This window comes from Vibrio sonorensis, from assembly GCF_001854765.1.
Classification (GTDB): Bacteria; Pseudomonadota; Gammaproteobacteria; order Enterobacterales; family Vibrionaceae; genus Vibrio; species Vibrio sonorensis.
In genome coordinates, this window is sequence record NZ_LJJE01000060.1 from 111724 (window position 1) to 137165 (window position 25442).

Annotated in this window: 25 protein-coding genes and 1 pseudogene; 18 read left to right on the forward strand and 8 right to left on the reverse strand. The window is 44.5% G+C overall.

Features of this window, described 5'->3' with window-relative positions:
* Nucleotides 1-314: 314 nt before the first annotated feature.
* The 3 genes and pseudogenes from asnS to BLO31_RS09785 all read right to left on the reverse strand — a co-directional run bounded on the left by asnS (nt 315) and on the right by BLO31_RS09785 (nt 3687).
* The gene (asnS, locus tag BLO31_RS09780; protein ID WP_070965320.1) at nt 315-1715 is read right to left on the reverse strand and encodes an asparagine--tRNA ligase; all 1401 of its coding nucleotides are present in this window, start codon (nt 1713-1715) and stop codon (nt 315-317) included.
* 134 nt (nt 1716-1849) lie between these two features.
* The gene (locus BLO31_RS23495; RefSeq protein WP_139158984.1) at nt 1850-2071 is read right to left on the reverse strand and encodes a hypothetical protein; all 222 of its coding nucleotides are present in this window, start codon (nt 2069-2071) and stop codon (nt 1850-1852) included.
* A gap of 3 nt (nt 2072-2074) precedes the next feature.
* Nucleotides 2075-3687: pseudogene (locus BLO31_RS09785) on the reverse strand (methyl-accepting chemotaxis protein).
* A 289-nt stretch (nt 3688-3976) separates the two neighbouring features.
* On the opposite strand from BLO31_RS09785, the gene queD reads away from it, so the two are divergent.
* Nucleotides 3977-4342: a 6-carboxytetrahydropterin synthase QueD gene (gene queD, locus BLO31_RS09790; protein WP_070965322.1), complete on the forward strand. Its 366-nt coding sequence runs from the start codon at nt 3977-3979 to the stop codon at nt 4340-4342.
* Nucleotides 4343-4391: 49 nt separating this feature from the next.
* Here the strand turns inward: queD and BLO31_RS09795 are convergent, their stop codons facing one another.
* The 3 genes from BLO31_RS09795 to BLO31_RS09805 form a co-directional block, all read right to left on the reverse strand.
* Nucleotides 4392-5753, reverse strand: coding sequence for an L-serine ammonia-lyase (locus tag BLO31_RS09795; protein ID WP_070965508.1), 1362 nt, complete (start codon nt 5751-5753; stop codon nt 4392-4394).
* Between the two features lie 87 nt (nt 5754-5840).
* Nucleotides 5841-7094: an aromatic amino acid transport family protein gene (locus tag BLO31_RS09800; RefSeq protein WP_070965326.1), complete on the reverse strand. Its 1254-nt coding sequence runs from the start codon at nt 7092-7094 to the stop codon at nt 5841-5843.
* A 363-nt stretch (nt 7095-7457) separates the two neighbouring features.
* Nucleotides 7458-8057 carry a CoA pyrophosphatase gene (locus BLO31_RS09805; protein WP_070965512.1) on the reverse strand — a complete coding sequence of 200 codons (600 nt, stop codon included), beginning with the start codon at nt 8055-8057 and terminating at the stop codon, nt 7458-7460.
* Between the two features lie 83 nt (nt 8058-8140).
* On the opposite strand from BLO31_RS09805, the gene BLO31_RS09810 reads away from it, so the two are divergent.
* The 3 genes from BLO31_RS09810 to BLO31_RS25035 are packed head-to-tail and all read left to right on the forward strand — an operon-like array spanning nt 8141 to nt 10404.
* On the forward strand, nt 8141-8686 hold the full coding sequence (locus BLO31_RS09810) for a heme NO-binding domain-containing protein (protein WP_070965329.1): 546 nt from the start codon (nt 8141-8143) through the stop codon (nt 8684-8686).
* A 9-nt stretch (nt 8687-8695) separates the two neighbouring features.
* Complete coding sequence (locus tag BLO31_RS25030) at nt 8696-9322, forward strand: hypothetical protein (RefSeq protein WP_342668978.1); 627 nt, start codon at nt 8696-8698, stop codon at nt 9320-9322.
* Nucleotides 9319-10404, forward strand: coding sequence for an ATP-binding protein (locus BLO31_RS25035; protein ID WP_342668979.1), 1086 nt, complete (start codon nt 9319-9321; stop codon nt 10402-10404). Before BLO31_RS25030 ends, BLO31_RS25035 begins: the two co-directional genes overlap by 4 nt.
* Here BLO31_RS25035 and pabB read toward each other — a convergent pair.
* Nucleotides 10391-11761, reverse strand: coding sequence for an aminodeoxychorismate synthase component 1 (pabB, locus tag BLO31_RS09820; RefSeq protein WP_070965332.1), 1371 nt, complete (start codon nt 11759-11761; stop codon nt 10391-10393). The genes BLO31_RS25035 and pabB overlap by 14 nt on opposite strands.
* A 193-nt stretch (nt 11762-11954) precedes the next feature.
* On the opposite strand from pabB, the gene BLO31_RS09825 reads away from it, so the two are divergent.
* From BLO31_RS09825 to BLO31_RS09860, 8 genes are all read left to right on the forward strand, one after another.
* Nucleotides 11955-13469 (forward strand): fumarate hydratase, encoded by a 1515-nt coding sequence (locus tag BLO31_RS09825; RefSeq protein ID WP_070965335.1) that lies wholly within the window; start codon nt 11955-11957, stop codon nt 13467-13469.
* A gap of 158 nt (nt 13470-13627) precedes the next feature.
* Nucleotides 13628-13813 (forward strand): hypothetical protein, encoded by a 186-nt coding sequence (locus BLO31_RS09830; RefSeq protein ID WP_070965340.1) that lies wholly within the window; start codon nt 13628-13630, stop codon nt 13811-13813.
* 119 nt (nt 13814-13932) lie between these two features.
* Nucleotides 13933-15303, forward strand: coding sequence for a YcjX family GTP-binding protein (locus tag BLO31_RS09835; RefSeq protein ID WP_070965344.1), 1371 nt, complete (start codon nt 13933-13935; stop codon nt 15301-15303).
* On the forward strand, nt 15300-16319 hold the full coding sequence (locus BLO31_RS09840; protein WP_070965348.1) for a YcjF family protein: 1020 nt from the start codon (nt 15300-15302) through the stop codon (nt 16317-16319). The genes BLO31_RS09835 and BLO31_RS09840 overlap by 4 nt, the downstream gene beginning before the upstream one ends.
* A gap of 93 nt (nt 16320-16412) precedes the next feature.
* Nucleotides 16413-17957, forward strand: a complete 1545-nt coding sequence (gene tyrR / locus BLO31_RS09845) for a transcriptional regulator TyrR (protein ID WP_070965351.1) — start codon at nt 16413-16415, stop codon at nt 17955-17957.
* Complete coding sequence (gene rimJ, locus BLO31_RS09850) at nt 17957-18535, forward strand: ribosomal protein S5-alanine N-acetyltransferase (protein ID WP_070965354.1); 579 nt, start codon at nt 17957-17959, stop codon at nt 18533-18535. The genes tyrR and rimJ overlap by 1 nt, the downstream gene beginning before the upstream one ends.
* Nucleotides 18532-19119: an HD domain-containing protein gene (locus tag BLO31_RS09855; protein WP_070965357.1), complete on the forward strand. Its 588-nt coding sequence runs from the start codon at nt 18532-18534 to the stop codon at nt 19117-19119. Before rimJ ends, BLO31_RS09855 begins: the two co-directional genes overlap by 4 nt.
* A gap of 33 nt (nt 19120-19152) precedes the next feature.
* The gene (locus tag BLO31_RS09860) at nt 19153-19629 is read left to right on the forward strand and encodes a DUF2947 domain-containing protein (protein WP_070965361.1); all 477 of its coding nucleotides are present in this window, start codon (nt 19153-19155) and stop codon (nt 19627-19629) included.
* 182 nt (nt 19630-19811) lie between these two features.
* Here the strand turns inward: BLO31_RS09860 and BLO31_RS09865 are convergent, their stop codons facing one another.
* The gene (locus tag BLO31_RS09865) at nt 19812-20231 is read right to left on the reverse strand and encodes a BLUF domain-containing protein (RefSeq protein ID WP_070965364.1); all 420 of its coding nucleotides are present in this window, start codon (nt 20229-20231) and stop codon (nt 19812-19814) included.
* 156 nt (nt 20232-20387) lie between these two features.
* Between BLO31_RS09865 and BLO31_RS24430 the strand changes: the two genes are divergently transcribed.
* The 6 genes from BLO31_RS24430 to BLO31_RS09885 all read left to right on the forward strand — a co-directional run bounded on the left by BLO31_RS24430 (nt 20388) and on the right by BLO31_RS09885 (nt 25437).
* A complete protein-coding gene (locus tag BLO31_RS24430; protein ID WP_245688455.1) occupies nt 20388-20642 on the forward strand; it encodes a hypothetical protein in 255 nt (84 codons plus the stop codon).
* Nucleotides 20643-20644: 2 nt separating this feature from the next.
* Nucleotides 20645-21364 (forward strand): GGDEF domain-containing protein, encoded by a 720-nt coding sequence (locus BLO31_RS09870; RefSeq protein WP_245688456.1) that lies wholly within the window; start codon nt 20645-20647, stop codon nt 21362-21364.
* Nucleotides 21365-21532: 168 nt separating this feature from the next.
* Nucleotides 21533-21709 carry a hypothetical protein gene (locus tag BLO31_RS23815; RefSeq protein WP_175443202.1) on the forward strand — a complete coding sequence of 59 codons (177 nt, stop codon included), beginning with the start codon at nt 21533-21535 and terminating at the stop codon, nt 21707-21709.
* Nucleotides 21710-21863: 154 nt separating this feature from the next.
* The gene (locus tag BLO31_RS09875; RefSeq protein ID WP_070965367.1) at nt 21864-22505 is read left to right on the forward strand and encodes a GTP cyclohydrolase II; all 642 of its coding nucleotides are present in this window, start codon (nt 21864-21866) and stop codon (nt 22503-22505) included.
* Between the two features lie 178 nt (nt 22506-22683).
* On the forward strand, nt 22684-23946 hold the full coding sequence (locus BLO31_RS09880) for an imelysin family protein (protein WP_070965371.1): 1263 nt from the start codon (nt 22684-22686) through the stop codon (nt 23944-23946).
* Between the two features lie 99 nt (nt 23947-24045).
* Nucleotides 24046-25437: a di-heme oxidoreductase family protein gene (locus BLO31_RS09885; protein WP_070965517.1), complete on the forward strand. Its 1392-nt coding sequence runs from the start codon at nt 24046-24048 to the stop codon at nt 25435-25437.
* Nucleotides 25438-25442 lie beyond the last annotated feature (5 nt).

Here is a 25442-nt window from a genome sequence, read left to right on the forward strand (position 1 = left end):
TTGATGTCCTTACACCCAGTATCATTATTTTTCTGAGTGGTGTTTAGCCAAAAACGTTGTTATTCGAACCAGTTTGACGATGATTGGGACGGAAACAGCGCCCAAAGCCAGTATTGTTCTATTAAAAGCATAAGACCGTGACCGCATCTATTTCATTTCAATATAGTTCGATGAAACTTTATCAATAATATATATCTAAGCAGCAAGGGCTTTTTGCATCAAGTGTCCGCTTGAAACCGAAAGTGTGAATGGCGAGTAGATAGAACAAAAAAAGCCCCCTGCAAAGCAGAGGGCTTGTGATGTTTTTCTTGCGATTAGAAGTTCGCGCTACGAGGTGTACGCGGGAATGGAATTACATCGCGAACGTTACCCATGCCAGTGACATAAGAAACAAGACGTTCGAAACCAAGACCAAAACCAGCGTGCGGTACAGTACCGTAGCGGCGCAGATCGCGGTACCAGTTCATGTGTTCTGGGTCGATACCGATTTCGCGCATACGGTCATCCAGTACGTCTAGACGCTCTTCACGCTGAGAACCACCGATGATTTCACCGATGCCAGGTGCAAGTACATCCATCGCGGCGACAGTTTTGCCATCATCGTTCAGGCGCATGTAGAACGCTTTGATGTCTTTCGGATAGTTTTTAACAATCACTGGCGCTTTGAAGTGTTCTTCAGCTAGGTAACGCTCATGCTCAGATGACATATCGATGCCCCATTCAACTGGGAACTCAAACTCGCGACCTGAATCTAGAAGGATTTGGATAGCATCAGTGTAATCAACTTGTGCAAAGTCAGAAGATACGAACTGCTCTAGGCGTGTAATGGCGTTTTTGTCGATGCGCTTGGCAAAGAACTCTAGGTCATCGCGACACTCGTCAAGCGCTGCTTTAAATACGTACTTAAGCATATCTTCAGAAAGCTTAGCGATGTCTTCCAAATCAGCGAAGGCAACTTCTGGCTCAACCATCCAGAACTCAGCTAGGTGGCGACTGGTGTTTGAGTTTTCAGCGCGGAAAGTCGGGCCGAATGTGTACACTTTGCTTAGGGCACAAGCGTAAGCTTCACCGTTAAGCTGACCGGAAACCGTTAGGAAAGTCTCTTTTCCGAAGAAGTCTTCGTTGTAGTCAACTTCACCTTTGTCAGTCAATGGTAGGTTTTGCATGTCTAGCGTTGAAACGCGGAACATTTCACCAGCACCTTCAGCGTCAGACGCTGTGATTAGCGGAGCGGAAACCCAAAAATAACCTTGCTCGTGGTAGAAGCGGTGAATCGCTTGCGATAGGCAGTTGCGAACACGGGCTACAGCACCAATAACGTTGGTACGTGGACGTAGGTGTGCTACCTCGCGTAGATACTCGATAGAGTGGCGAGTTTTTGCCATTGGATAGGTATCTGCATCTTCAACCCAGCCAACTACTTTTACGTCGGTCGCCGCTAGCTCGAAGTCCTGACCACTAGCCGGAGACTCAACGATTTTACCTGTTACTTCAACAGAACAGCCAGTCGTCAGTTTAAGAACTTCTTCTTCGTAATTATTAAGATTATTTGGGACCACGGCCTGTATCGGGTCGAAACAAGAGCCGTCATAAATGGCAACAAAAGAGATCCCAGCTTTGGAATCTCGACGCGAGCGAACCCAGCCGCGAACCGTGACTTCACTGTCAACGGCAAGCTTACCGCTCAAAACGTCTTTTACAGGCGCGTATGTCATGTTAGAAATAATCTCCATTGAGGTAAAAATTCAACCCAATGCTGGCGTTTATACTTGTAAGCGGATAAACGGGGCATTGGGCTGAAACGAATTTTAGATATCAAAGCCACATATTACCTGTCAATTTGTCAGCTTCAACCATTAAATGCGTCAAAGCTACTAAAAAACGCTGATTTTCGATGGACCTGCTGAACTAAACCGCTATTCACATGCTTCAAACCCATTTCAACCATGCAAACTGATACCGCTAACAAATCATCTAGGGAAGGGATGGAATAAGCAGTGATAAGGGACGAATCGACAAAAAAGAGTAAAAACGAAAAAGGGTGGCTTTTGCCACCCTTATCACTGCTCACCAATTACGACTTTTTCGACAGGGTAAACTGATTTAAAAGAGACTCTAAGGTTTCTGAAAGGTGTTCAAGATCTTCGCTAATGCTCCTAGTTTGAGCAGCCGATTCAGAGGTTTCGTTGGCATGACGAGTAATGACATCAATCTTAGCTTGAACTTCGTGGCTGACATTGGAAGTAATACTAGTTTGCTCTTGAATGCTATTTGCATGACTTAACGCTTGTTGCATCTCTTCGGCGACTTCGTTCATTGCTACAGATAGAGATTCGATATCGTCTGAGCGTTGATGCGCGGTCTCGCAAACCTTATCCACTGATGCAAGTGAGGTCTCGCTGTCCTTTTGGAATTGAGCAATAATGGTTTCTATACTTCCGGTTGCTTCGGCAGTTCGACTGGCCAACTGTCTCACTTCATCTGCGACTACGGCAAAGCCGCGACCTTGATCCCCTGCACGAGCTGCTTCGATCGCCGCGTTAAGGGCGAGCAGGTTAGTTTGCTCGGCAATACTCTTTATTACTTCAAGAATGGTAGACACTTCTCCGGTTTGGTTATTGAGCTCGACGATGTTGGTTTTTACCCCTTCAATATCGGAAACCAAACTTTTGATCTCTTCGCTAGAGGAGTGCGCTTTTTCAGAACTGCTCTCAACGATCTCGGTGGTGTGTCTTATCAACTGGGATGCATTGCTGGTGGCGGATTCAACTTCATCTTGTTGCTGCTGCATCTGACTGATGTTGACTTGCACTTCAGCGGTTTCCGACTGTTGGTTATCTGCGGCTTTATCGGTGACTTGGGCGACGCCGGTTAACTTGCCTGCTGACTCGGTTAATGTGTGTGATGTATGCCTTACGTTGGCTAGGCTTTCGTTTACTGTATCCATAAATGAGTTGATAGCGCCAGCCAGTTGACCCACTTCGTCTTTTTTACCATTGGTCAAACGCTGAGAGAGATCCTTGGTTTCACTAACGCTTTTCATAAAGCGGGAAGTCGTCTGGATAGGGCGTACGATAAACTTGCGAATCAGACTTAGAGTGATCAAGAAGCCGACAAAAGCAATAGACGACATGATTCCAACGGCAATTAGAGTGCGTTGCTGATCATCTGATTGACGTGAGACAGGTTGTATTCCAGTCGAATAGCACCAAGAACTTCACCTTCGGGCGAGACGTGACACGAGACACAGTTAGTGCCTCGATAGTTTTCGCTCGATTTCATCGGCAAGGCAACCACAATGCCACGTCCCCAGTCTGATTTAATTGGCTCTATCACCAATTCTCCGCTGAGGGCGCGCTGGTCGATATCATCCATGGGTTTCTGGTTTTCATTACCCGGCCCATAGAGTTTGCTGACCGCGTCGGCACGCAGTACGCGAACTTGTTCAATTCCGTCTTGTGCTAATGCCTTTTGGCGCAGGGTTTCTTTTTGCGACATAGTGCCCGTTAACATCATCATGTTTAGGCTGTCGAAGTAGTTGCTCGCTTTGTCGTGCAACTGCTCACCCATGACTGAATAAATAAGTTCGCGTTGTTGTAAGTATTGGTAGCTGGTGGAACCAGCAAGAACCAGTGCAAAAACAGTAACTAAGGTTACCAACAGTTTCGTTGTTATTGTTGAGCTCATTAGAATAAATATTTGTAATTATTGGAATAGGCATCGCTTATTTTCTAATAAAAGAGTATTAGTTCTAAAGTGGTAATTCTCAAGTTTGTGACCATAGACAATGTGTGGGTAATGTAATTGTGACGTAAGCGATATGTAACCAAATGTTTGACGCGCCGACAGAAAAACGTCGTGCTACAAAGTTGCGCAAATTGAAAATGTCCAGTTAGGGCAAACAAAGGTGAATGAGACTTGTGTCACGCTACAATAATCCTTAGTATGTCGTGTCATTTTTAGCTTGAGATCCAAAATGAAAACAGAATTATACAAAGAGTTTATGTTTGAAGCGGCGCACCACCTTCCTCATGTACCGAAAGGACATAAGTGTGGTCGTTTACATGGCCACTCTTTTTTAGTTCGTCTCTACGTGGAGGGTGAAGTTGACCCGCATACAGGTTGGGTTGTTGACTTTGCGGAGATTAAGGCAGCGTTTAAACCAATTTATGATCGGCTTGATCACTACTACCTAAACGATATCGAAGGATTGGAAAATCCAACGAGTGAAGTGTTAGCTAGGTGGATCTGGTTACAGCTTAAACCCAACCTTCCGCTACTGAGTAAAGTCGAGATAAAAGAGACTTGTACAGCGGGTTGTATTTACACCGGCGAAGAATAACAAAAAGCCCAGACATTTGTCTGGGCTTTTACATTGCATAAGCAAACTCTTAACATACGACTTTTATCGCCAAGCCGCCTTGAGAAGTTTCGCGATACTTAGCATTCATATCTTTTCCAGTTTCAAGCATGGTCTCAATCACTTTATCTAGAGACACGCGAGGGTCCGAAGAACGACGCAGTGCCATACGCGATGAGTTAATCGATTTAACCGCGGCGATACCATTGCGCTCAATACAAGGGACCTGAACTTGACCAGCAACAGGGTCACAGGTTAAGCCTAGGTTGTGTTCCATTGCGATTTCTGCAGCCATGCACACTTGCTCTGGGCTACCGCCCATTAGTTCAGCAAGACCAGCTGCCGCCATTGAACAGGCCACGCCTACTTCACCCTGACAGCCAACTTCTGCACCAGAAATTGAAGCATTGCGCTTGTATAGTCCACCAATAGCACCGGATGCGGCAAAGTAGCGGGTATAGTCACGCTCGGTGACCGTTTGGATAAATTTGTCGTAGTAGGCTAAAACGGCTGGAATAATGCCACAGGCACCATTGGTTGGCGCAGTGACCACTCGACCACCAGCGGCGTTCTCTTCGTTAACAGCAAAGGCAAACATGTTTACCCAGTCAACCACAGACATAGGGTCATTGGTGATTTTTTCCGACGTCATCAACTGTTGACGAAGCGCTGCGGCACGGCGAGGTACGCGTAGTGGACCCGGTAAAATACCTTCTGTATTCATACCGCGTTCCATACACTCGCGCATGGTTTTCCAAATGTTCGCGTAGTAGGTGCGTATCTCTTCGTCTGAATGTAGCGCATTTTCGTTTTTCATAACCAAAGCACTAATAGAGAGACCGTGCTCTTTGCACTGGTTTACAAGTTCTTCAGCGGAAGTAAACTCGTGCGGAACTTTTATTGGGTTTTGTTGCTCTTTTCCAAAGTTTTCCTCATCAACGATGAAACCACCGCCTATGGAGTAGTAGGTTTTGGAATAGATTTTTTCTTCGCCAACCCAAGCGTGGATCTGCATACCATTTTCATGAAGATCGAGATTTGACGTGTGGAAGTTCATTCCACCATCTTTAGGAAAGTCGACAGTATGACAGTGCATGCCGACAGGTAAACGTTCAGTTTCTTCAACGCGAGCAATAAAACTCGGGATTGAATCGATATCGACTTTTTCTGGGGAGTTTCCAGCTAAACCCATAATAATGGCGATATCCGTGTGGTGACCTTTCCCTGTCAGTGATAGTGAACCATAAACATCGACGGTTACTTTAGTGATGTCGCGCAATTTACCCATTGAGCGCAAGTCATCAATAAATTCCTTACCCGCTTTCATTGGACCAACCGTGTGTGAACTGGAAGGGCCAACGCCGATTTTATAGATATCAAATACACTAATCATATCGATTACCTCAAAAGTGAACCCCCCGAGCAAGGGAGGTTCTTTATTATCATTATTTCGTTTGATTAATCACTGAGTGATTTGTCATTAAAGTGCGCCGTAGATTACAGAACTAATCGCTGCAACACCACAAATTACTGTAAAAATCTGTACTGGCGCAGAAGTTTTGTACTTCGCCATTGCAGGTACCTTGTGCATTGCAAATACAGGCATTAGGAACAGGATAGCGGCAATCATTGGTGCGCCCATCGTTTCAATCATACCCAGAATACTTGGGTTAATAATTGCGACGATCCAAGTGGTCACTACGATAAAGATAAGCGACATCTTTTCAATCTTATTAACTGGACTTTGTGAACGAGATTTCACCAAACCTACCAGACCTTCATGAGCACCGAGGAAGTGACCAAAGTAGCTAGATGTAATTGCAGCAAAGGCAACGACAGGACCTAAGATAGAGATCAGCGGAGACTCGTGTACGTTTGCAAGATACGACAGAACAGAGATGTTTTGCTCTTGTGCCATAGCAAGTTGCTGTGGAGAAAGCGAGAGTACAACGGAGAATACGAAGAACATAACGAAGCCCATTAGCATCATTGCTGCGCCGCCGGTAATTGCGTCAGTTTTCTTAACCGCGTTTTCACCGTGTTGCATGCGCTGTTCTTTAGTGAACTGACTTATGATTGGACTGTGGTTAAACGAGAACACAATGATAGGGATCGCTAACCAGATAATAGACGGTACTGAGGACCATTCTGGAGAAACGTTCATCATCGACGTGTTCCAATCGGGAATTAAGTAAAAAGAGAGCGCTAAAAGGATAAACACCAGTGGATAAACCATGATCGAAGTGGCTTTTAGCATCAGCTCTTTACCAAACACAACGCCCGCAGTCATTGCAGCAATTAAAGCACCAGATAGCAGCCAGCGAGGGATAGATTCCATGCCGACTTGGTTAACCAAGAAAGAATCAACAGTATTGGTAATACCAACACCATAGATTAGAACAATAGGGTAAATGGCGAAGAAGTAGGCAAAAGTGATTAGATTTGCGCCAGTTTTACCAAAATGTTCTTCAACAGTGTCAGTAATGTCCGATTGTGGATTTTTTGCAGATAGAACAAAACGTGCTAGAGATTTATGTGCAAACCAAGTCATTGGTGCGGCGATTAGGGCTAGTATAACTAATGGCCAAAATCCTCCAGCACCCGCTTTGATAGGCAAAAATAACACGCCAGCACCAACGGCAGTACCAAATAAAGATAGGCACCAAGTGAAGTCTTTGTAAGTAAACTTACTCGAATTGTGTACGGAAGAGACCGTAGTTGTAGTTGTATTCATATTGGATTACTCATTATTTGGGAACAGGAAACAAGTTGAGTGTATTTTGCATAAACCTTTTGCAGAAAAATTAGATCTAGGTCATAAATTGATACGAGTGATAGTCCAATAGGACAAAAACCTGTTTTTAATCACGAAAACATCGTGCTACGCATGATTTTTACTGATTTTATTGATTAGTAAAACTAATGCGTATGCACGTTTGCATATGAGGAATGTCAGAAGAATGTTTGTAAGTTTTAAAGCTTATGCAAATTGAATTGAATCATGTGTAGAAAATGAAAAGTTTGTTGACCGCTTATTAACATCAAAATAGGGCGAATAGCTCCAAATTTGGAACCGATAATAGGTATGTAAAATTGTTCAACGGAGGTGTCGCTGCATGGCTTGAATAATCTGCGCCGTCATACCCCAGATAAAGTGCCCTTGGTAATTTACTGCAAACACTCGATGGCGATTTGAGTTAACGCTAAATGTCGCACTGTGCAACTGATTAGGGTCGAGTACTACACGGGCGGGTACCTCAAAAACCTGCTCTACTTCGTTTTTATCTATGTTGGGTGAATACTCAGGAGAGATCATGGCCAAAATGGGAGTCACTGAAAAGCGGCTGATAGTAGGGAGTTCAGGCATTTGACCAAAAACTTTGACGTGATTGTGACTAATTCCTATCTCTTCTTCTGTTTCTCGCAACGCGGTGTGAATTAGATCGCTATCTAGTGGTTCAAACTTTCCCCCCGGAAAACTGACTTGACCCGGGTGGTGTTTAAGGTGTGCTGCGCGTTTAGTAAAAATGATATGCAACCCTTCTTCTCGCTCGACAAAACCGACCAAGACTGAGGCTTTTCGCAATCTGTCAGCGGGTAAGTGATCAACTCTTTTCAGCGCGTCTCGGTGGTAGTCCACGGTTTGACGCATCTGAAAATTTTGGATCAGTTTGTTTTTATCTAACTTCCACAACACCTTAGCTCCACATTCCAATTTGAAAAACATCATTTTATACATCATGCTTTTGGTTAGGTATCAAGTAAAGGATAGCGCAATCTATGAAGGGAATAATCTTTACCGAGTTTATGGAACTGGTTGAAAGAGAGTTCGGATTAGAACTTTTGGACCGAGTGCTTGCCGACGCGGATGACCAAGGTATCTATACTTCCGTTGGCAGTTATGACCACAAAGATTTGGTCAAGCTGATCGTTAGTTTATCCAAAGAAACAGGAATAGCCCCAGAAGCGTTGCAAACCGTATTTGGAAAAGCGACGTTTATGAACTTGTATAAAAGTGTTCCTGAATCCGCTAACTTAAAGTCTTGCAAAAACTGCTTTCAATTTATTCGTTTGGTAGAAGAGCACATCCACTTAGAAGTAAAGAAACTCTACGGAGATGCCAACCCGCCCAAGTTTGTTTTTATTTCTGAGACGGAAACGGTTTTGGAGTTCGATTACTTAAGCGCAAGATGCATGGCTCACGTTTGTTTGGGGCTAATCGAAGGTTGTGCAGACTTTTTTGATCAATCTTTGCGAGTTGAGATGGATCCCAAAGACGGGTCTGGTGATACAGTACGATTTGTAGTGACGTTAAATGAGGCCTAGCCAACCCAGATGTCTGATATTGCTAACGAACGAAAACTCGCTAGAGAAATAGCTTCACGAAAAGCGGCTGAGAAGCTACTTGAAGAGAAGAGCCTAGAGTTGCATCAAGCCAACCAGCAGCTCAAGCACGCGTTCGTGCAATTAAAGCGTCAAAACATGCATGACGTGCAGAAGTTTGAGTTCGATGACCAAATTAACGATACCTTAATTCACTTTGGGCGCGTTTTCTTAAGTCGTTCGCTCGATGACGGCTTAATTGGCAGTTACCTAAGCCGTATTCAAGAAAATAGGGTAGTGGCATCTGCCGGACTGTGGTTTTTTGAAATACCACAACCTACAAACCTTGCTCAAGAAATTGGAACTCTAGTCGATGCCAGAGCAGAACCTCTGGTTTATGCCAAGTGGTATGACAATCGGTTAGTGTTGCCGATAGAGATTGACTATCGCAGCATTGGACAATTGGAGCTAGTGGTTGACTTACAAGGCATAGAGAGAGCCTTTATTCAAAGCCGCTTAACGATCGTTTCGGAGCTGCTTTGCAACGCGATAAGTCGCGAAGTAATTTTGGCTAACGCAAAAGCCGATAAGTACCGAGCAGAAGAGTCGGAAAAGGCGACACGCGAGTTTGTCGCATGATAAATCACGAGTTAAGAACCCCGCTAAATGGCTTGTTGGGAAGCGCGGAGCTGCTTGGTGATAGCGGTTTATCTGAGTCACAGATGGAAATGTTGAACAATATGACTCAGTCAGGGGAACTACTTCGCCATATCATCAATGACCTGCTCGATTTCAGTAAGATCAACGCTGGTATGTTGGAGCTAACGCCGAGACAATTTAGCAAAAATGCTCTTCGAGAGACCATTGAGGGCATTTTTAAGCCGAAAGCGGCGGAAAAAAGGCTCGCCTTCAATATCGAGGTTTCCTCAAAACTACCCGAACAGTTAATTGGAGACTTTGACCGAATTTGCCAGATCTTGGTTAACGTGGTGGGCAATGCCATCAAATATACGCTTGAGGGCAGCGTAACATTAGAAATAGATTGGAAAGATGAGAAGATGATATGCCAAGTCACCGATACGGGTATTGGCATTCCTGAATCGGCGCGTGAGACTTTATTTAACCCGTTTGTTCAAGCTGACAGAACGACCAAGCGCATGTTTGAGGGAACTGGCCTCGGGTTGTCGATCTGTAGCAAGTTACTAGAACTGATGAATGGGCATATAGAGTTTGAAAGCGAAGTAGGAGAAGGAACGACATTTACTTGTTTTGTACCGCTCAAGCTAGGCAAACAAGATGTTCAAGCGGGTAGGAAAAAAGGCAAGACTTACAGCGAGAGCGAATTACAAAGTCTATCGGTTTTGGTTGTCGACGATATAAAAATGAATCAGGTGATTATTCACCAAATGCTTAAAAAAATGTCTATCACCCCAGATTTTGCCAACAACGGCTTGGAAGCGGTAAAACTGGCTCAGAGCAAACCTTATGACGTGGTTTTTATGGACTGTCGTATGCCGGAAATGGATGGCTTTGAAGCGACAGACTACTTGCGCAAACAAGGGTATGAAAGCCCGATTGTCGCCCTTACGGCGGGAACCACTTTGGAAGAGCGTGAACGCTGTATCCAAAGTGGTATGAATGACATTCTTACCAAGCCCTATACCGCAGCAGATCTCATAGTGACGATGGAGAAGTGGTGTAAAAAGCTTAATCTCGGCTAAGTAGTGGCAGTATTCGACTTAACTTATCTAAAGTTTCTTGGTATTCACTATCACTTTCGCTATCAGCTACCACGCCACCACCAGCCCAAGCATGTAATTTTCCAGCTTCAGCCACTAAGGTGCGAATTGTAATACTGGTATCCATTTGGCCGTGTGCACTGATATAACCGATGGAACCACAATACGCGTTTCGTCGGTGCGGCTCTAGCTCTTCGATGATTTCCATTGCGCGCACCTTAGGCGCGCCAGTGATTGACCCCCCGGGAAAACTCGCGCGAAGTAGATCAACGCAGTGAAACTGCTTATCGAGTTCAGCTCGAATTGTGCTGACTAAGTGGTGTACTGCGGGAAAGCTTTCAATGTCGAACAATTTAGGTACGTGGACCGAACCCGGCTTAGCCACTCGGCCAATATCATTGCGGAGTAGGTCGACTATCATCAAGTTTTCCGCCTGATCTTTCTCCGCGTTTGCCAAAGCCATGGCGTTTTCTCGGTCGAGTTGCGGGTCAGAAGATCGGGGACGAGTGCCTTTGATGGGCTTAGTTTCTACTTGCTTCCCTTTTACTTGTAAAAAACGCTCTGGTGAAACACTGAGTATTGCGCCTTTTTCGGTGCGGATAAAAGCGGAAAATGGCGCTTTGTTTCCTTGCTCTAACTCTTGATAAGCTTGCCATTCGCTGCCTTGATAGCCCGCTGTAAAACGTTGAGCTAGATTGATTTGGTAACAGTCACCACCTTTTAAGTACTCTTGGACACTATCAAACTTTGTTTTGTACTCATTTGGCGTCATGTTTGATTGCCATTGCCCAGTGAGAGAGAAAGGCTGCTGATTCGGGAGTGAAAGATAGCTTAACCAACTTTGCTTTTCATCGAGATTCACACCAACCATAAAGGCTTGCTCTAGCTTGTGATCGACAATTATTGCCCAATCATAAATGCCAACCATCATGTCGGGTGTGGCTAGATCGTGTAGTGCCAGTTGAGGCATTTTTTCAACTCGACGCCCTAAGTCGTAGCCAAAGTAACCCAGTGCTCCCCCAATAAAAGGAAGTTCGCCTTGGTAATCCATATTTGGTAGGTATTTGTCAGCGGTTCTCTTGATAAGTGCAAATGGGTCATCGCTGCTGTGAAACTCCCCATCAGGGGTAGTTACCTTCGTCTCCATTGCGCTTGTCGTTAACGTTGCAATAGGTTGTGCAACCAAGATATCGAATCGACTATCGACGTGGGTTGTCGATGCAGACTTTAACAACATTGACCAAGGTAGTGATTCCAACGGCAAAAATTGTTGTGACGCAAGTGAAGGGGAGTAACTAAGGGTTTTGATTTCTAACAGATTCACAGGGTTGTTATTCATTTGTTTAATTTGTGACAAAGAGAGTGTTGCTTACGTGGCGCATCAAGGGAAGCAAGAGTAACATATAGCTCAAATAACCAAAACTAACACTGGCATTTAATCCGTAGCAATGACCTGACCTTTTGGTCAGCGAAAACAACAAAGCTGGATTAAACTGCAAGTATACGGAAGCATAAATATAACGAGGCCAGCAATGACGGTAATTCGCACGCAGGACGTGATCAGCAGCGTGGCTGATGCACTCCAGTACATCTCTTATTATCACCCGCTCGATTTTGTTCAAGCCCTAGAAAAAGCCTATCACGAAGAAGCAAGCCAAGCGGCTAAAGACGCAATTGCACAGATCCTTATAAATTCGCGCATGTCAGCGGAAGGTCATCGACCTATCTGTCAAGATACCGGGATCGTGACGTGTTTTGTCAATATTGGTATGGCTGTTCAGTGGGATTCTACTGATTTGACGGTTCAACAGATGATAGACGAAGGTGTTCGTCAGGCATACACAAACCCTGATAATCCGCTTCGCGCTTCGGTATTGATGGATCCTGCGGGTAAGCGCATTAACACTAAAGACAATACACCTGCCGTGGTTCATATCAACATGGTTCCCGGTGACAAAGTAGAAATCCAGATCGCGGCAAAAGGCGGCGGCTCTGAGAACAAAACCAAAATGGTAATGTTAAATCCATCTGACGATATTGCTGAGTGGGTAGAGAAAACACTGCCAACCATGGGAGCGGGTTGGTGCCCTCCCGGCATGTTGGGCATAGGTATTGGTGGCACGGCAGAAAAAGCTGCTGTACTGGCGAAAGAGTCTTTGATGGAACACATCGATATTCACGAGCTTCTAGAGCGCGGCCCGCAAAATGCCGAAGAAGAGCTGCGCTTGGACATCTTTAACCGTGTTAACAAATTAGGCATTGGCGCCCAAGGGTTAGGTGGTTTAACTACGGTTGTCGATGTGAAGGTCAAAACGGCGCCAACTCACGCCGCGTCTAAGCCTGTCTGTTTGATCCCTAACTGCGCAGCAACTCGTCATGTACACTTCACTTTGGATGGTTCTGGCCCTGCTGATCTTCAACCACCAAAATTAGAAGATTGGCCAGATATCACTTGGGAAGCCGGAGAGAGCACTCGCCGCGTAAACCTAGATACGGTGACGAAAGAAGAAGCCCAAGAGTGGAAAACGGGTGAGACTTTATTGCTATCGGGTAAGATTTTAACTGGTAGAGATGCGGCCCATAAACGTTTGCAGACCATGATGCAAAATGGAGAAGGGCTTCCAGAGGGTGTTGACCTGAAAGGGAAGTTTATCTATTACGTCGGTCCAGTGGACGCCGTTGGAGATGAAGTTGTAGGCCCCGCTGGCCCGACAACTTCAACTCGTATGGACAAGTTCACCGATATGATGCTGGATGAAACAGGCATCATGGGAATGATTGGTAAAGCTGAACGGGGCCCAGCGACCGTTGAGTCTATCAAGCAACACAAAGCTGTCTATCTGATGGCAGTAGGTGGTGCGGCTTACTTAGTTGCAAAAGCGATTAAGAAGGCCAAAGTGGTCGCGTTTGAAGACCTTGGTATGGAAGCAATATACGAGTTTGAAGTGGAAGATATGCCAGTTACGGTAGCGGTAGACTCTAGAGGGGCTAACGCTCACCAAATCGGACCAGATACTTGGAAAGTGAAAATTGCAGAGATGGAATGATTGGCGTGAAAGTGTGTGACAAACCACTGACTTAATTAGCAAACAATTGACATTGGTGCAGCTTAGGCTGCACCTTTTCTATGTATACTCGTTAACCATAGCGAAGTATCAAAGGCCATAAGGCTAAGAATTTTTTTTCATTAAACTAGGAGATAGCCATGACGCGTTTTATACAGATTTTGCAAGTTCTGCTCGCTGTCGTAGTGGGTAGTTTCGTCGGTTATGATCTTGTATTGCACGGCATCAGCATATTTGACCAAAAGTATGTGACCATGGTTTGCGTGTTATTGCTACTGCTGGAAGTTGCGCTGTTTGTCATTTACAAGCTGATAGAAGACGATTGATTGGTTCGCTGATTTCGCAAATTTTGAACTTAAAGCCCCGCAGAGGGGCTTTTTTGTTCATCTTTTATTAAGATTGGCAAACATAAGATGCTCAAAACCCAAGATTCAATGGAGCCTGAATGATCAGCATTAAACAAGAAGTGAACGATTTAGTTTCCCGCAGCCTAGACTCCCATGTTCGACTGGCGGTAACAGGACTCTCCCGAGCGGGGAAAACTGCGTTTATCACTTCAGTGGTCAATCAGTTGTTACACACGTCGACTCACGATCAGTTACCATTGCTCGCTTCTGCACGCGACAAACGCTTACTAGGTGCAAAGCGTACGCCTCAAAGCAACATGTTGGTTCCTAGATTCCCATACGAGTCAGCGATAGAACAGGTGCTGAGTGAACCCCCTACATGGCCACTTCCCACGCGTGACGTCAGTGAAATCCGCTTAGCGTTAAAGTTCAAGCCGACTAAAAGAGCAAAAAAATTGTTGGGCCAAACCGCAACACTGAACTTGGACATCGTGGACTATCCGGGAGAGTGGCTGCTGGACTTACCCCTGCTTAATATGAGTTTTCATGAGTGGAGTGAGACTCAGCTCAACGCTCTACAGGGGAAGCGAAAGGAGTTTGCCAAACAGTGGCTATTAGCGCTGGAAACATTCGCACCCGAAGCCGAAGCTTGCGAGAATCAGTTAGCCGAGATTGCGGCGTCTTTTACTCAGTATCTCCATCGTTGTAAAGACGAGGGGTTACATTGGGTGCAACCGGGTCGATTTGTTCTTCCGGGGGAGTTAGAAGGAGCACCAGTTTTACAATTTTTCCCATACCTGTACCAAGGAAAAGCAAGCAAAACTAGCAACTATGCGATGTTGGAAGCGCGCTATAAAGAGTATCAACAAAAAGTGGTGAAACACTTCTATCGACACCACTTTTCAAGCTTTGACCGTCAAATTATTTTGGTAGATTGCTTGTCTCCACTCAATGCTGGTCACGACTCTTTTCAAGATATGAAAATGGCGATTGAGCAATTGACGCAAAGTTTTCGCTACGGCAAAAGCAATCTGATCAAACGACTTTTTTCTCCACGCATCGACAAGCTGTTATTTGCGGCGACCAAGGCAGACCATATCACGCCTGAGCAGCATACAAATGTTGTGTCGCTTTTACAGCAGATGACCCAAGGTGCATGGCAAATGGCGGCGTACGAGAATATCGAGATGAGTTGCATGAGCATTGCTTCTATTCAAGCGACACAAGCCGGTTATATTTCTTCATCGGATAGCAATTATCCCGCTGTACAAGGTACGACGATTGAAGGCGACGCATTGACCTTATTTCCCGGCGAAGTACCAAGTAAGTTGCCCGAGAGCAAATTTTGGCAACAGAGCGGTTTTGATTTTGTGCAGTTTCGTCCACAGCCGCAAAGCGAGGGAGAACCGGTAAAACACATTCGAATCGATAAAGCGCTAGAATTTTTGATTGGAGACAAACTGAAATGAGTGAATTTAAACAGAAAAAAGTGTTCACTGAGTCTCTTAACGAGTCGCTCGATGCATCGATAACCGAATCTAAGCTTTTCGAAGAGACACAGACATTTGTACCAGTAAAAGTGGAACAAGAAACGCCTGTTGAAGAAGTTAAACTGGAACAAGTAATTCGCCCCAAAGTTGGCAGGAGAAGGTTGGCCACAGGGCTGCTAGCTACGTTCACTGGATTGACGATTTGGCAAACCGGAGACAGTGCTTATCAAGCACTGTTAAGCGGTGACATGCTGGCCATAGGTTGGACAGGCTTTGTCGCCGTGTTAGCTGCTCTTGGTATTGGCGCGATAGGTAAAGAGCTTTGGAAACTGAAAAGGCTGAAAAATCACTTTGATAAACAGCAAGAGAGTGAAGCTTTAATCAACGCAGACAGCTTTGGGAAAGGCAAAGATTTTTGCTACTCACTTGCCAAAGCGGCAGGTTTACCAAAAGAAGCGTCTGCTTTTGTGCGTTGGCAAGATGCGGTGACACAAGCGCACAGCGATGCTGAAATATTAGATATGTATGACGCTATGGTCGTCGCCGAGCAAGATAAGTTGGCAACCAAACTGATAACTCAGCACGCAACAGAGTCTGCTGCTCTGGTGGCAATAAGCCCCTTAGCCATCGCTGATATGTTGTTGGTGGCATGGCGCAACTTCAAAATGATCGATAATCTGTCTGAGGTTTATGGGGTCGAATTGGGTTATTGGTCCCGAGTAAAACTGCTGAAAGCGACGTTAGTGAATATGGCGGCCGCAGGGGCGAGTGAACTTGCCATCGATGCCAGTATGGATTTAATGTCGATGGATTTAGCTGGTAAAGTATCAGCCAGAGCTGGTCAGGGCTTAGGGGTGGGTATCCTCACTGCGCGGTTGGGATTAAAAGCGATGACCTTGCTACGCCCAATCCCTTGGCACCAAGACAGAAAAGTTAAACTAGGTGCTATCAGAAAGCAGATTGTGAGCAAAATAGCGGAGATAACCATCAAATAGTGAAGTGAGAGCGCATCGCTAACTTGACGCACTGCGAGGCATGATTCAAACTACTGTCAACTTTTCGTGACACCTAGAATTAGGATTATTTCAGTGCGTCTAGAAGTATTTTGTGAAGACAGACTGGGTTTGACCCGAGAACTGTTGGACATTCTGGCCTCAAAAACTATCGATTTACGCGGTATTGAAATCGATGTTACAGGCATTATTTATCTCAACTGCCCAGATATAGATTTTGAAACCTTTAGCGAACTTATGGCGGAAATCCGTCGTATATCCGGTGTTCGCGATGTGAGAAAAATTCCGTTTATGCCAATGGAAAGGCATAATACCGAGTTGATTTCTCTGCTTAACAATCTTCCAGAACCCGTACTTGCCGTTGATTTAAAAGGCAATGTCGATATGGCTAACCATTCGGCACTTTCCTTGTTTAATACGACACAAGAGCAGATCCTCAACCTGCCAGTGGCGCATCTTATTCCCGGCTTTAATACAGCGCAATGGCTTGAAGAAAGCATTTCTCGTCACCGTGAAAACGTAGTGATTAACGGCCTGGATTACGTGTACGAATTGATGCCTGTTCACATCACGGATGAATCTGGCGAATCGAATTTGGCCAGCGCGGTAATGATCATACGTTCGCAACAAGAAAGCCCGGTGATTCAACAATTTTTACCTCAGCAAAACGAGTTGGGCTTCGAGCATTTTGTCGGTGTGTCTAACAAACATAAGACTTTAATCAATCAGGCTAAGAAGCTTGCTATGCTCGACCAGCCGCTACTGATTCAAGGTGAGACGGGAACAGGTAAAGAAATGCTGGCTCGCGCTTGCCACAATCGCTCTGAGCGAGGTTCTGAGCCATTTTTAGTCCTCAGCTGTGCGTCAATGCCTGACGATGTGGCAGAAACAGAGCTCTTTGGTCACGCTCCGGGTTCATTCAACCACGAGCAAGGGCATAAAGGTATTTTTGAACAAGCCAATGGTGGTACGGTTTTTCTCGATGAAATTGGCGAAATGAGCCCCCATCTTCAAATTAAGCTTTTGCGCTTGTTGCAAGACGGTACATTCCGTCGTGTTGGTGAAGAGCACGAAATGCACGTCGATGTACGTGTTATCGCCTCGACAAGACACAATCTTGCAGTGCTAGCTGAATCAGGGTCGTTTCGCGAAGACCTATTCTACCGCCTAAATGTTTTAACGCTTGGTATCCCTGCCCTTAGAGAGCGTTCAAATGACCTAGCTCCGCTGTTGGATCTGTTCGTCAATAAGTACGTTAAACAGTTGGGCATGGTTAAACCGAGCTGGGATGAAGAGCTGATTGATCAATTGGCTGGCTATCAATGGCCGGGTAACATGAGGCAGTTAGAGAATATGGTGCTTCGAGCACTTACTGAGTTAGAAGAAGAAGCTTTGGTCATTGAACACTTCCATTTACCTCAGTTAGAAGCGTCGAATGGTAACACTCCAACGCTAAATCTTGATGGTTCATTAGATGAAATTATGAAAGATTACGAGTCGCAAATTCTCGAACGCCTCTATCAGTCATTCCCATCGAGTCGAAAATTGGCAAAGCGCCTCAATGTTTCTCATACCTCTATTGCCAATAAATTGCGCGAATACGGTATTAGAAAAAACTGATGAGTTTAAGTAACACCACTCAAGTGTACGAAGAAGATAAAAGCTTTGTTCTTCGCACCGCGGAGCCTTCAGATGCAGAGATGATTCTGGACTATTTTATTGACAACCGAGATCATCTCATGCCGTGGGAGCCTAAAAGGCCCGCCACTTTCTACACTCTTGAAGACTGGCAACAGAAGCTAGTTAAACTTCATGAATTGCACAGAATGGGGTTGGCCTACTATCTGATTATTGTCGACAAGCAATGTGGTCAAATGTTAGGTACGGTCTCTTTTAGCAATATTACACGCTACCCATTTCACGCGTGCAATATGGGCTATTCCCTTGCAGAAACGGCTCAGGGTAAAGGGATCATGACTAGGGCGATTAAGCTCGCAGTGGCCTACATGTTTGAACATCAAAATTTGCATCGAATTATGGCTGGTTACCTTCCGAGAAATGTGAAAAGTGGGGCAGTTTTGCAGCGGTTGGGCTTTAAAGAAGAAGGCTTAGCTGAAGACTATTTGCTGATCAATGGCAAGTGGGAAGACCATGTTTTAACGTCTTTGGTGAACAGTAAATGGAAGGAAAAACAATGAATGAACGCCTAGAAAAACAACTCGCTCTATTGATTGAGCTGGACAAGTTGAAAGGCGTACTGCGACGTACCAAAGTTAAGTCCGTTGAAGGGCGTTTGGAAAACAGTGCTGAGCACAGTTGGCATGTTGCACTTATGGCGTTGCTATTAGAAGAACACGCCAATGAACCCGTTGATATAACGAGAGTGATCAAAATGCTCCTTCTGCACGATATCGTGGAAATCGATGCGGGAGACACGTTTGTGTATGATCAAAAAGCGATTGCTGCTCAGGCGGAAAAAGAGCTGAAAGCGGCTCAAAGACTCTTCTCTCTTTTGCCAGAAGATCAAGGAAAACCGTTGCTGGAGCTGTGGCTAGAGTTTGAAAACGCAAAAACGGCGGATGCGAAGTTTGCCAAAGCTTTAGACCGTCTGATCCCTATGCTGCTGAATTTCCACAATGACGGGCAAAGCTGGCAAGAGCACGGAGTGACAGCGCAACAAGCCTTAACGGTTAATAATAAAATTGAATTAGGTTCAACCATACTTTGGCAAAAAGCCCAAAGTATAATTTCACAAGCTTCGAAAAAAGGCTGGCTTAAATAGCCGTCTATTACCTGAGATTAAAGAGGAAAACCGATGTCCTATCTCACTTTGGACGAATACCAAAGAAAATGGATTTTTACTCATCAATCAATGCCACTTCCCGAAGGGTCGTTAGCTGAAATTAAGCCAATGACCCAAGCGAGAAGTGCCCAATTGTGGAAAGAAAACATCAGTGCTCATAGTCCAGACAGTGAGAGATTGAGCAGCACGGACTGGCCTAGTGTCGAAAACAACTGGATAGAAGCTGTCGATTGGATGGCAAATTGGGAAAGTGAACAAACGGATAGTCTGCCAGAAGCAGTGCTGGCACACATTGATTGGCAAGATGATGTGACCGTTTACTTCTGTTATGAAAAGTATAACGTCATCGAAACCAAATGGTCGACTTTCAAAAAACACTGGAAGAACTTTCTGTTCTATGACGACGGACCGATTTTGATTGCTAGAAGACGTAAGCAAGCTCTCTGGTTTAATGACAAAGGGCAAGTAAAGCTAGGAACACGTAGCTAAGGTTTAATAGAAGATCACCTCTGTTATAAAAGCACCCCAATAGTTGGAATTCACTATTGGGGTGCTTTGCTTTCTACTTCTAGTTGTGACATTGCTTTGTTGCTTATGGTGAACTCTTCAATCTTAAGTATGAATTTGATAAAGCTGGTGGGAATGGTTAACCCAAAGCGTACGCATATAGATCAGATGGTTTTAATCGCCTCTTTTAAGGTGAGTAATAAGCCATGTGCACTAGCGCCTGAAATCTCATAGGGGTTAAAGATTTCACTAGAAGAAAACTGCTGGGTTATCGGCATAGTGACTGCTGTTTCAGGGATATAGCCCATGTGCCAATCGGAAAAATCGCGTTTGTTGATTTCATCATAGCTGAGAATCACAATTTCTTGATGACGTTGGTCATTAAGGATCTTGTGGTAGATCTGGTTTACCTTGCTTCTAGAGCCTTCTATGCATTGTAGAAAGTAGTTTCGATTAAAAAGCAAAACGCCAGTAACATTTTCTTTTCGATTGTTTTTTCTGGCACTTTCTAAAATATTTTCGATATCTTGATTTGACATGCCATCGCTAATACGACTTGCATAGATAAGTCTGACTAAATACATGGGAGCCCCCTAAACTCACGTTGTTGCTTTGCCTTACCGTTGATTCACTTTTCTCTAACCTCTTCAAACTATAGTTGAGATGTTATGCCTTTCAATGCTTATAGAAGGATCTAGCTGCACTATACTTATCGATCCATGTATGTGAGAGAAAGCGTGATGAGCAGTAAAAAGATCCTTAACTCGGTGGTGGCGTTAACAGAGCAACGAAATTCGGTATCACTTGCTCACAGTGTGCTCGCGACACTAGTGGAAATGTTGCCGGTGACAAGTGCGAGTATGTACCACTATTTAGGCTCTGGTGCTCAGTTGGCAGCGAAGATAGAAGTGGGTGCCGATAAACAAGATATCGCTTGGGTAAATCAAAAGTTTTCTACCCCCTGCCCAGGCATAATCATCAAGAGACGAGTGTAAGAGTGACAAGGGTTGAACAAAGTTGTTATCAATGTGAGTTTCCAATTCCAATTAGAGAAAATCAGTCGGCAAGATTGTCTTTAACACTTAAAACCTCCCCTTATAAATATGAAATGTTGATCGATGGTTTTACAAAAATATATCGCAATTATTTATTGTTATTGGACGAAAATGAGAGGGATAAATTAACCGGTCTACTAAATCGGAAAACCCTCGAAGAGCGGATGGAATTTTGTTTTGATTTTAGTTCGGCAAATGAAACCGATGAAGATGGGGCTTGGATCGTTATTTTAGATATTGATCATTTTAAGCGGATAAATGATCAACATGGGCACATGATTGGAGATGAAATATTACTGCTATTTTCTCAATATATGCAGTGTAACTTTTCTTCTCCCAAGCAATTATTCAGATTTGGAGGGGAAGAGTTTTTGATCATTTTCCCTCCGAGTAAAAAAGATCCGGTAATTAAAGAAGTCGAAGGATTTCGATCTTATATTTCTAATACTCAGTTTCCGCAGATTGACGGCCTTACCTTCAGTGCGGGTGTATGCTCATTCCACCGACACGACTTATTAACCACTATTCTCGATAAGGCGGACAAGGCGCTTTACTATGCAAAAGAGCACGGTCGAAATAAGGTGAGTGTATATGAGGAGTTACTAGAAGCAGGGAAATTAGTAGAAGATGACTTCGGTGATGACGGTGTAGAATTATTCTAAATAGCGACTTTTATTATTCGTTATAAAAAAACCATTGCTAAACAATATTTAATTCCTTAAAATAACTGTGACTAATATTCCATAATATTGATTTTGAAGTGCAAGTTTTAATCAAAATGATATTATGTTTAAGAATTAAGACGGATTTAAATTTTCTAGGATTAGGCAGTGGATTCATTACTAACGCAATTAAAAAAAGACTTTTATGCGCAAATCAGCTCGCTCCAGTCCTGCACACTTCCACAATCTCAACCGACTTTGTCTTTACTGACAGAAGAAGAGTTGCAGGAACTAGAGCATGTGTGGGTTGAGTTATCGGTTTGGAAGCGTAATCAAACACATTAACAGTTACTCTGGTTCTACAGACCTCAGATGAATTCTTGTTCACTGAGGTTTTTTATTGTCTGTGATGGAAAATGTTATATTATAACATTTGTGATCCAAATGTTGATAAATGGAGTAAGTACCCCCATATTAGGGACATAAAGGGGTGCTACTGATGTACCAGCCAATTACAGATAAAGCGATTCAAGTGAGTAGATTGATGGCGGAAGTAAGAGCCAGAGTAGATTTTAAAGTCGGTATTGGAAGCAAAATACAAGCAGAGCTTCTTTCTTTTCATGGACTTAAAACAGAAAAAGAACATGTGGCAGTTGTCTTTAAGAAAGCTGACCAAGGTGCTGAGCCTCCTTTAGTTAGAATGCACTCCGAATGCTTAACCGGAGACGTGTTCCACTCTTCTCGATGTGACTGTGGAGAGCAGTTGGAAGAGACCATAAACCTGATGGGTGAGAAGGGCGGTATCATTCTCTACCTTCGACAAGAAGGAAGGGGAATTGGCCTTTACAACAAGATTGATGCCTACAAACTTCAGAGCGAAGGAATGAACACCTATGAGGCGAACAATCACTTGGGCTTTGGGGATGACTTACGCGACTTTACCGAAGCGGCTCAAATGCTCAAGGCCCTTGAGATTGATACTATCCGTTTGGTAACAAACAACCCGAAAAAGATTCGTGAACTTACCGAACACGGAATCAATATTGATGAAGTTGTCAATACATCAGCACACGTTAAAGATGGCAACGAAAGCTATTTAAAGGCTAAGAAAAGCCACGGTAAGCACAACCTGAACCTATAAGCTATTGTTTAACAAATTGTATCCTAATTGATAAAAGCCTCACATTTGTGTGGCTTTTTTCGTTTAAGAGTTGAAAATTAATTGTAAATTTGTATTATCTTCAAAGTAAGTGCGAATGAGAATGATTAGCACTTGATATAACTCTAACTAAAATAAGCTCAACAAGGATACTTTCAAAATGAATGTAAAATCACTTCTGGCTCAATCTGTCGCTGCTTCTCTGCTTCTTGCGAGTAGCTCAGCTTTTGCCGCAAAAGTAACTAAAGATCAGGTGGTCGAGCATTACGCAGATATTGCTCATGCGGTATTTTCTGACTCTTTGACTACAGCTAAAGTGCTAGAAGACAAGATTGAAGCGTTTCTAGCTTCTCCTTCTGAGTCTTCTCTTGCTGATGTTAAGCAAGCTTGGATTGACTCTCGCGTTCCTTATCAGCAATCGGAAGTTTTCCGCTTTGGTAATGCGATCGTTGATGACTGGGAAGGTCAGTTAAACGCTTGGCCACTAGACGAAGGCCTAATTGATTACGTATCCGCTGACTACCAATACGAACTTGGTAACGAAGGCGCTATCGCAAACATCGTAGCTAACACTTCTTTGACTATTGGTGCTTCTACGGTAGACACATCAAAAATTACACCTGAGCTTATCGCTGACCTAAATGAAATCGGTGGTTCAGAAGCCAACGTTGCGTCTGGCTATCACGCTATTGAATTCCTACTTTGGGGCCAAGACTTAAACGGCACTAATGCGGGTGCTGGTGAACGTGCTTACACTGACTTCGTGGTTGGCTCTGGCTGTACAAACGGCAACTGTGATCGACGTGGTGAGTTTTTACGCGCCGCTGCGGATCTATTGATTCAAGATCTGGCTTGGATGGAGAAACAGTGGTCTAGCGAAGAGAAAGGTAACTATCGCGAAGAGCTACTCAATGGTTCTGCTGACAACGGTTTGCGTAAAATGCTGTTCGGTATGGGCTCACTTTCTCTAGGAGAACTGGCTGGTGAGCGTATGAAGGTTGCTTTAGAAGCTAACTCTACCGAAGACGAGCACGACTGTTTTTCTGACAACACTCACAACTCGCACTACTACAACGAGCAGGGTATCTACAACGTCTACACTGGTCTGTACAAGCGCGAAGACGGCACGCTTCTATCTGGCCCTAGCATCCACGATCTAGTGTCTCAAAAAGACCAACAAGCTGCACAAGAAATCCAAAAGCAGTTTGACCTGACTCGTGCTCAAGTCGGTCAACTAGTCGTATCTGCTGAAAAGAACAACCAGCACTTCGATCAGCTGATTGCCGCGGGCAACGCACAGGGTAACGCGATTGTTAACGAAACTATCCTATCACTTGTTGCTCAAACAGCTTCCATCGAGCGAGCTGCCGGTATCGTAGGTGTTGACAGCCTAAACCCAGACACAGCTGATCACGAGTTTTAATTTTTAGCTGTCGCTGTCTAATTTCTAGACAATTCAACAAGGGCTCGGTAGAGCCCTTTTGGTGTTTATAAAAACCATAATAAATGTGAGTGTATGAGTATGACGTTGTTCTCAAAATACTTAGTCGCTATAACACTGCTGGCCTTGAGTTCTCCTTCAATCGCTAACGAAGCCAAAACCGGCGGAAATACAACCGTAAAGAAAGAAGGCCCTAACGCTTTCTCTTTACCAGCGGCTAACCTTCCGATGAGCAAACGCCTCGATTTTAGTGTCGGAAACAGTTTTTTCAGAAACCCTTGGGTCCAAGCGCCAGCGTCAACGGACGCGAGAGATGGATTGGGACCGCTGTTTAATACTAACGGTTGTCAAAACTGCCATATCAAAGACGGCAGGGGTCATCCACCGGAAGAGGGTGACATTCATTCGGTTTCCATGTTGGTGAGGTTGAGTATTCCAGCCATGACGCCAGAACAAAAAGCCGACTTTATAAAAAATGGAGTGCTTCCAGAACCGACTTATGGCGGGCAACTGCAAGATTTTGCCATTCAAGACCACGCGCCAGAAGGCAAGATCCACTTAACCTATAGTGATGTGCCTGTCACCTTCGCAGATGGCACGGTTGTGACTCTTAGGAAACCACATATCGAAATCCGCGATCCCGGATATGGACCTTTGCACCCAGATACTCAGATGTCTGCTCGTATCGCTCCACCAATGATTGGGCTGGGTCTATTAGAGAGCATACCGGATAAAACACTGCTTGAATGGGCGGATGAAAACGATGAAAACGGTGATGGTATTTCAGGGAAAGTGAACCGCGTATGGGATGTCGTTAAGAATGACTACGCCATCGGTCGCTTTGGGTGGAAGTCAGGCCAACCGAATTTGATGCAGCAAAATGCCGCCGCATTTAATGGTGATTTAGGCCTGACAAGCAACTTATTTCCAAAAGAGAACTGCACCAGTAATCAAGATATTTGCGCTAGGCTACCCAACGGAGGCAGTCCAGAGGTTAGCGATAACATATTAGATTTTGTCGAGTTTTACTCTCAGCACTTGGCTGTCCCTTCGCGAAGAAATATAGACGCACCGGAAGTTCAACTTGGGCAGAAGATATTTAAAAACGTCGGTTGCGAAAGCTGTCATAAAACGAACGTTAAAACGGCAAAAAGACCTGAGCTGCCCGCCTTGTCCGAGCAACTAATACACCCCTATACCGACTTAATGTTGCACGATATGGGTGAAGGCTTAGCTGATAATCGACCCGAATATTTGGCGAATGGTAGAGAGTGGCGAACACCAGCGCTTTGGGGTATTGGCTATACGGAAGAAGTGAATGAACACACCCAATTTCTCCACGACGGTCGTGCTCGAAACTTAATGGAAGCGGTTTTGTGGCACGGCGGTGAAGCCGAAGCGGCCAAGCAACGAGTATTGAAGCTGAGTAAAACTGAGCGCGATGCCCTTATTGCTTTCCTTAACTCTCTATAGGGAAC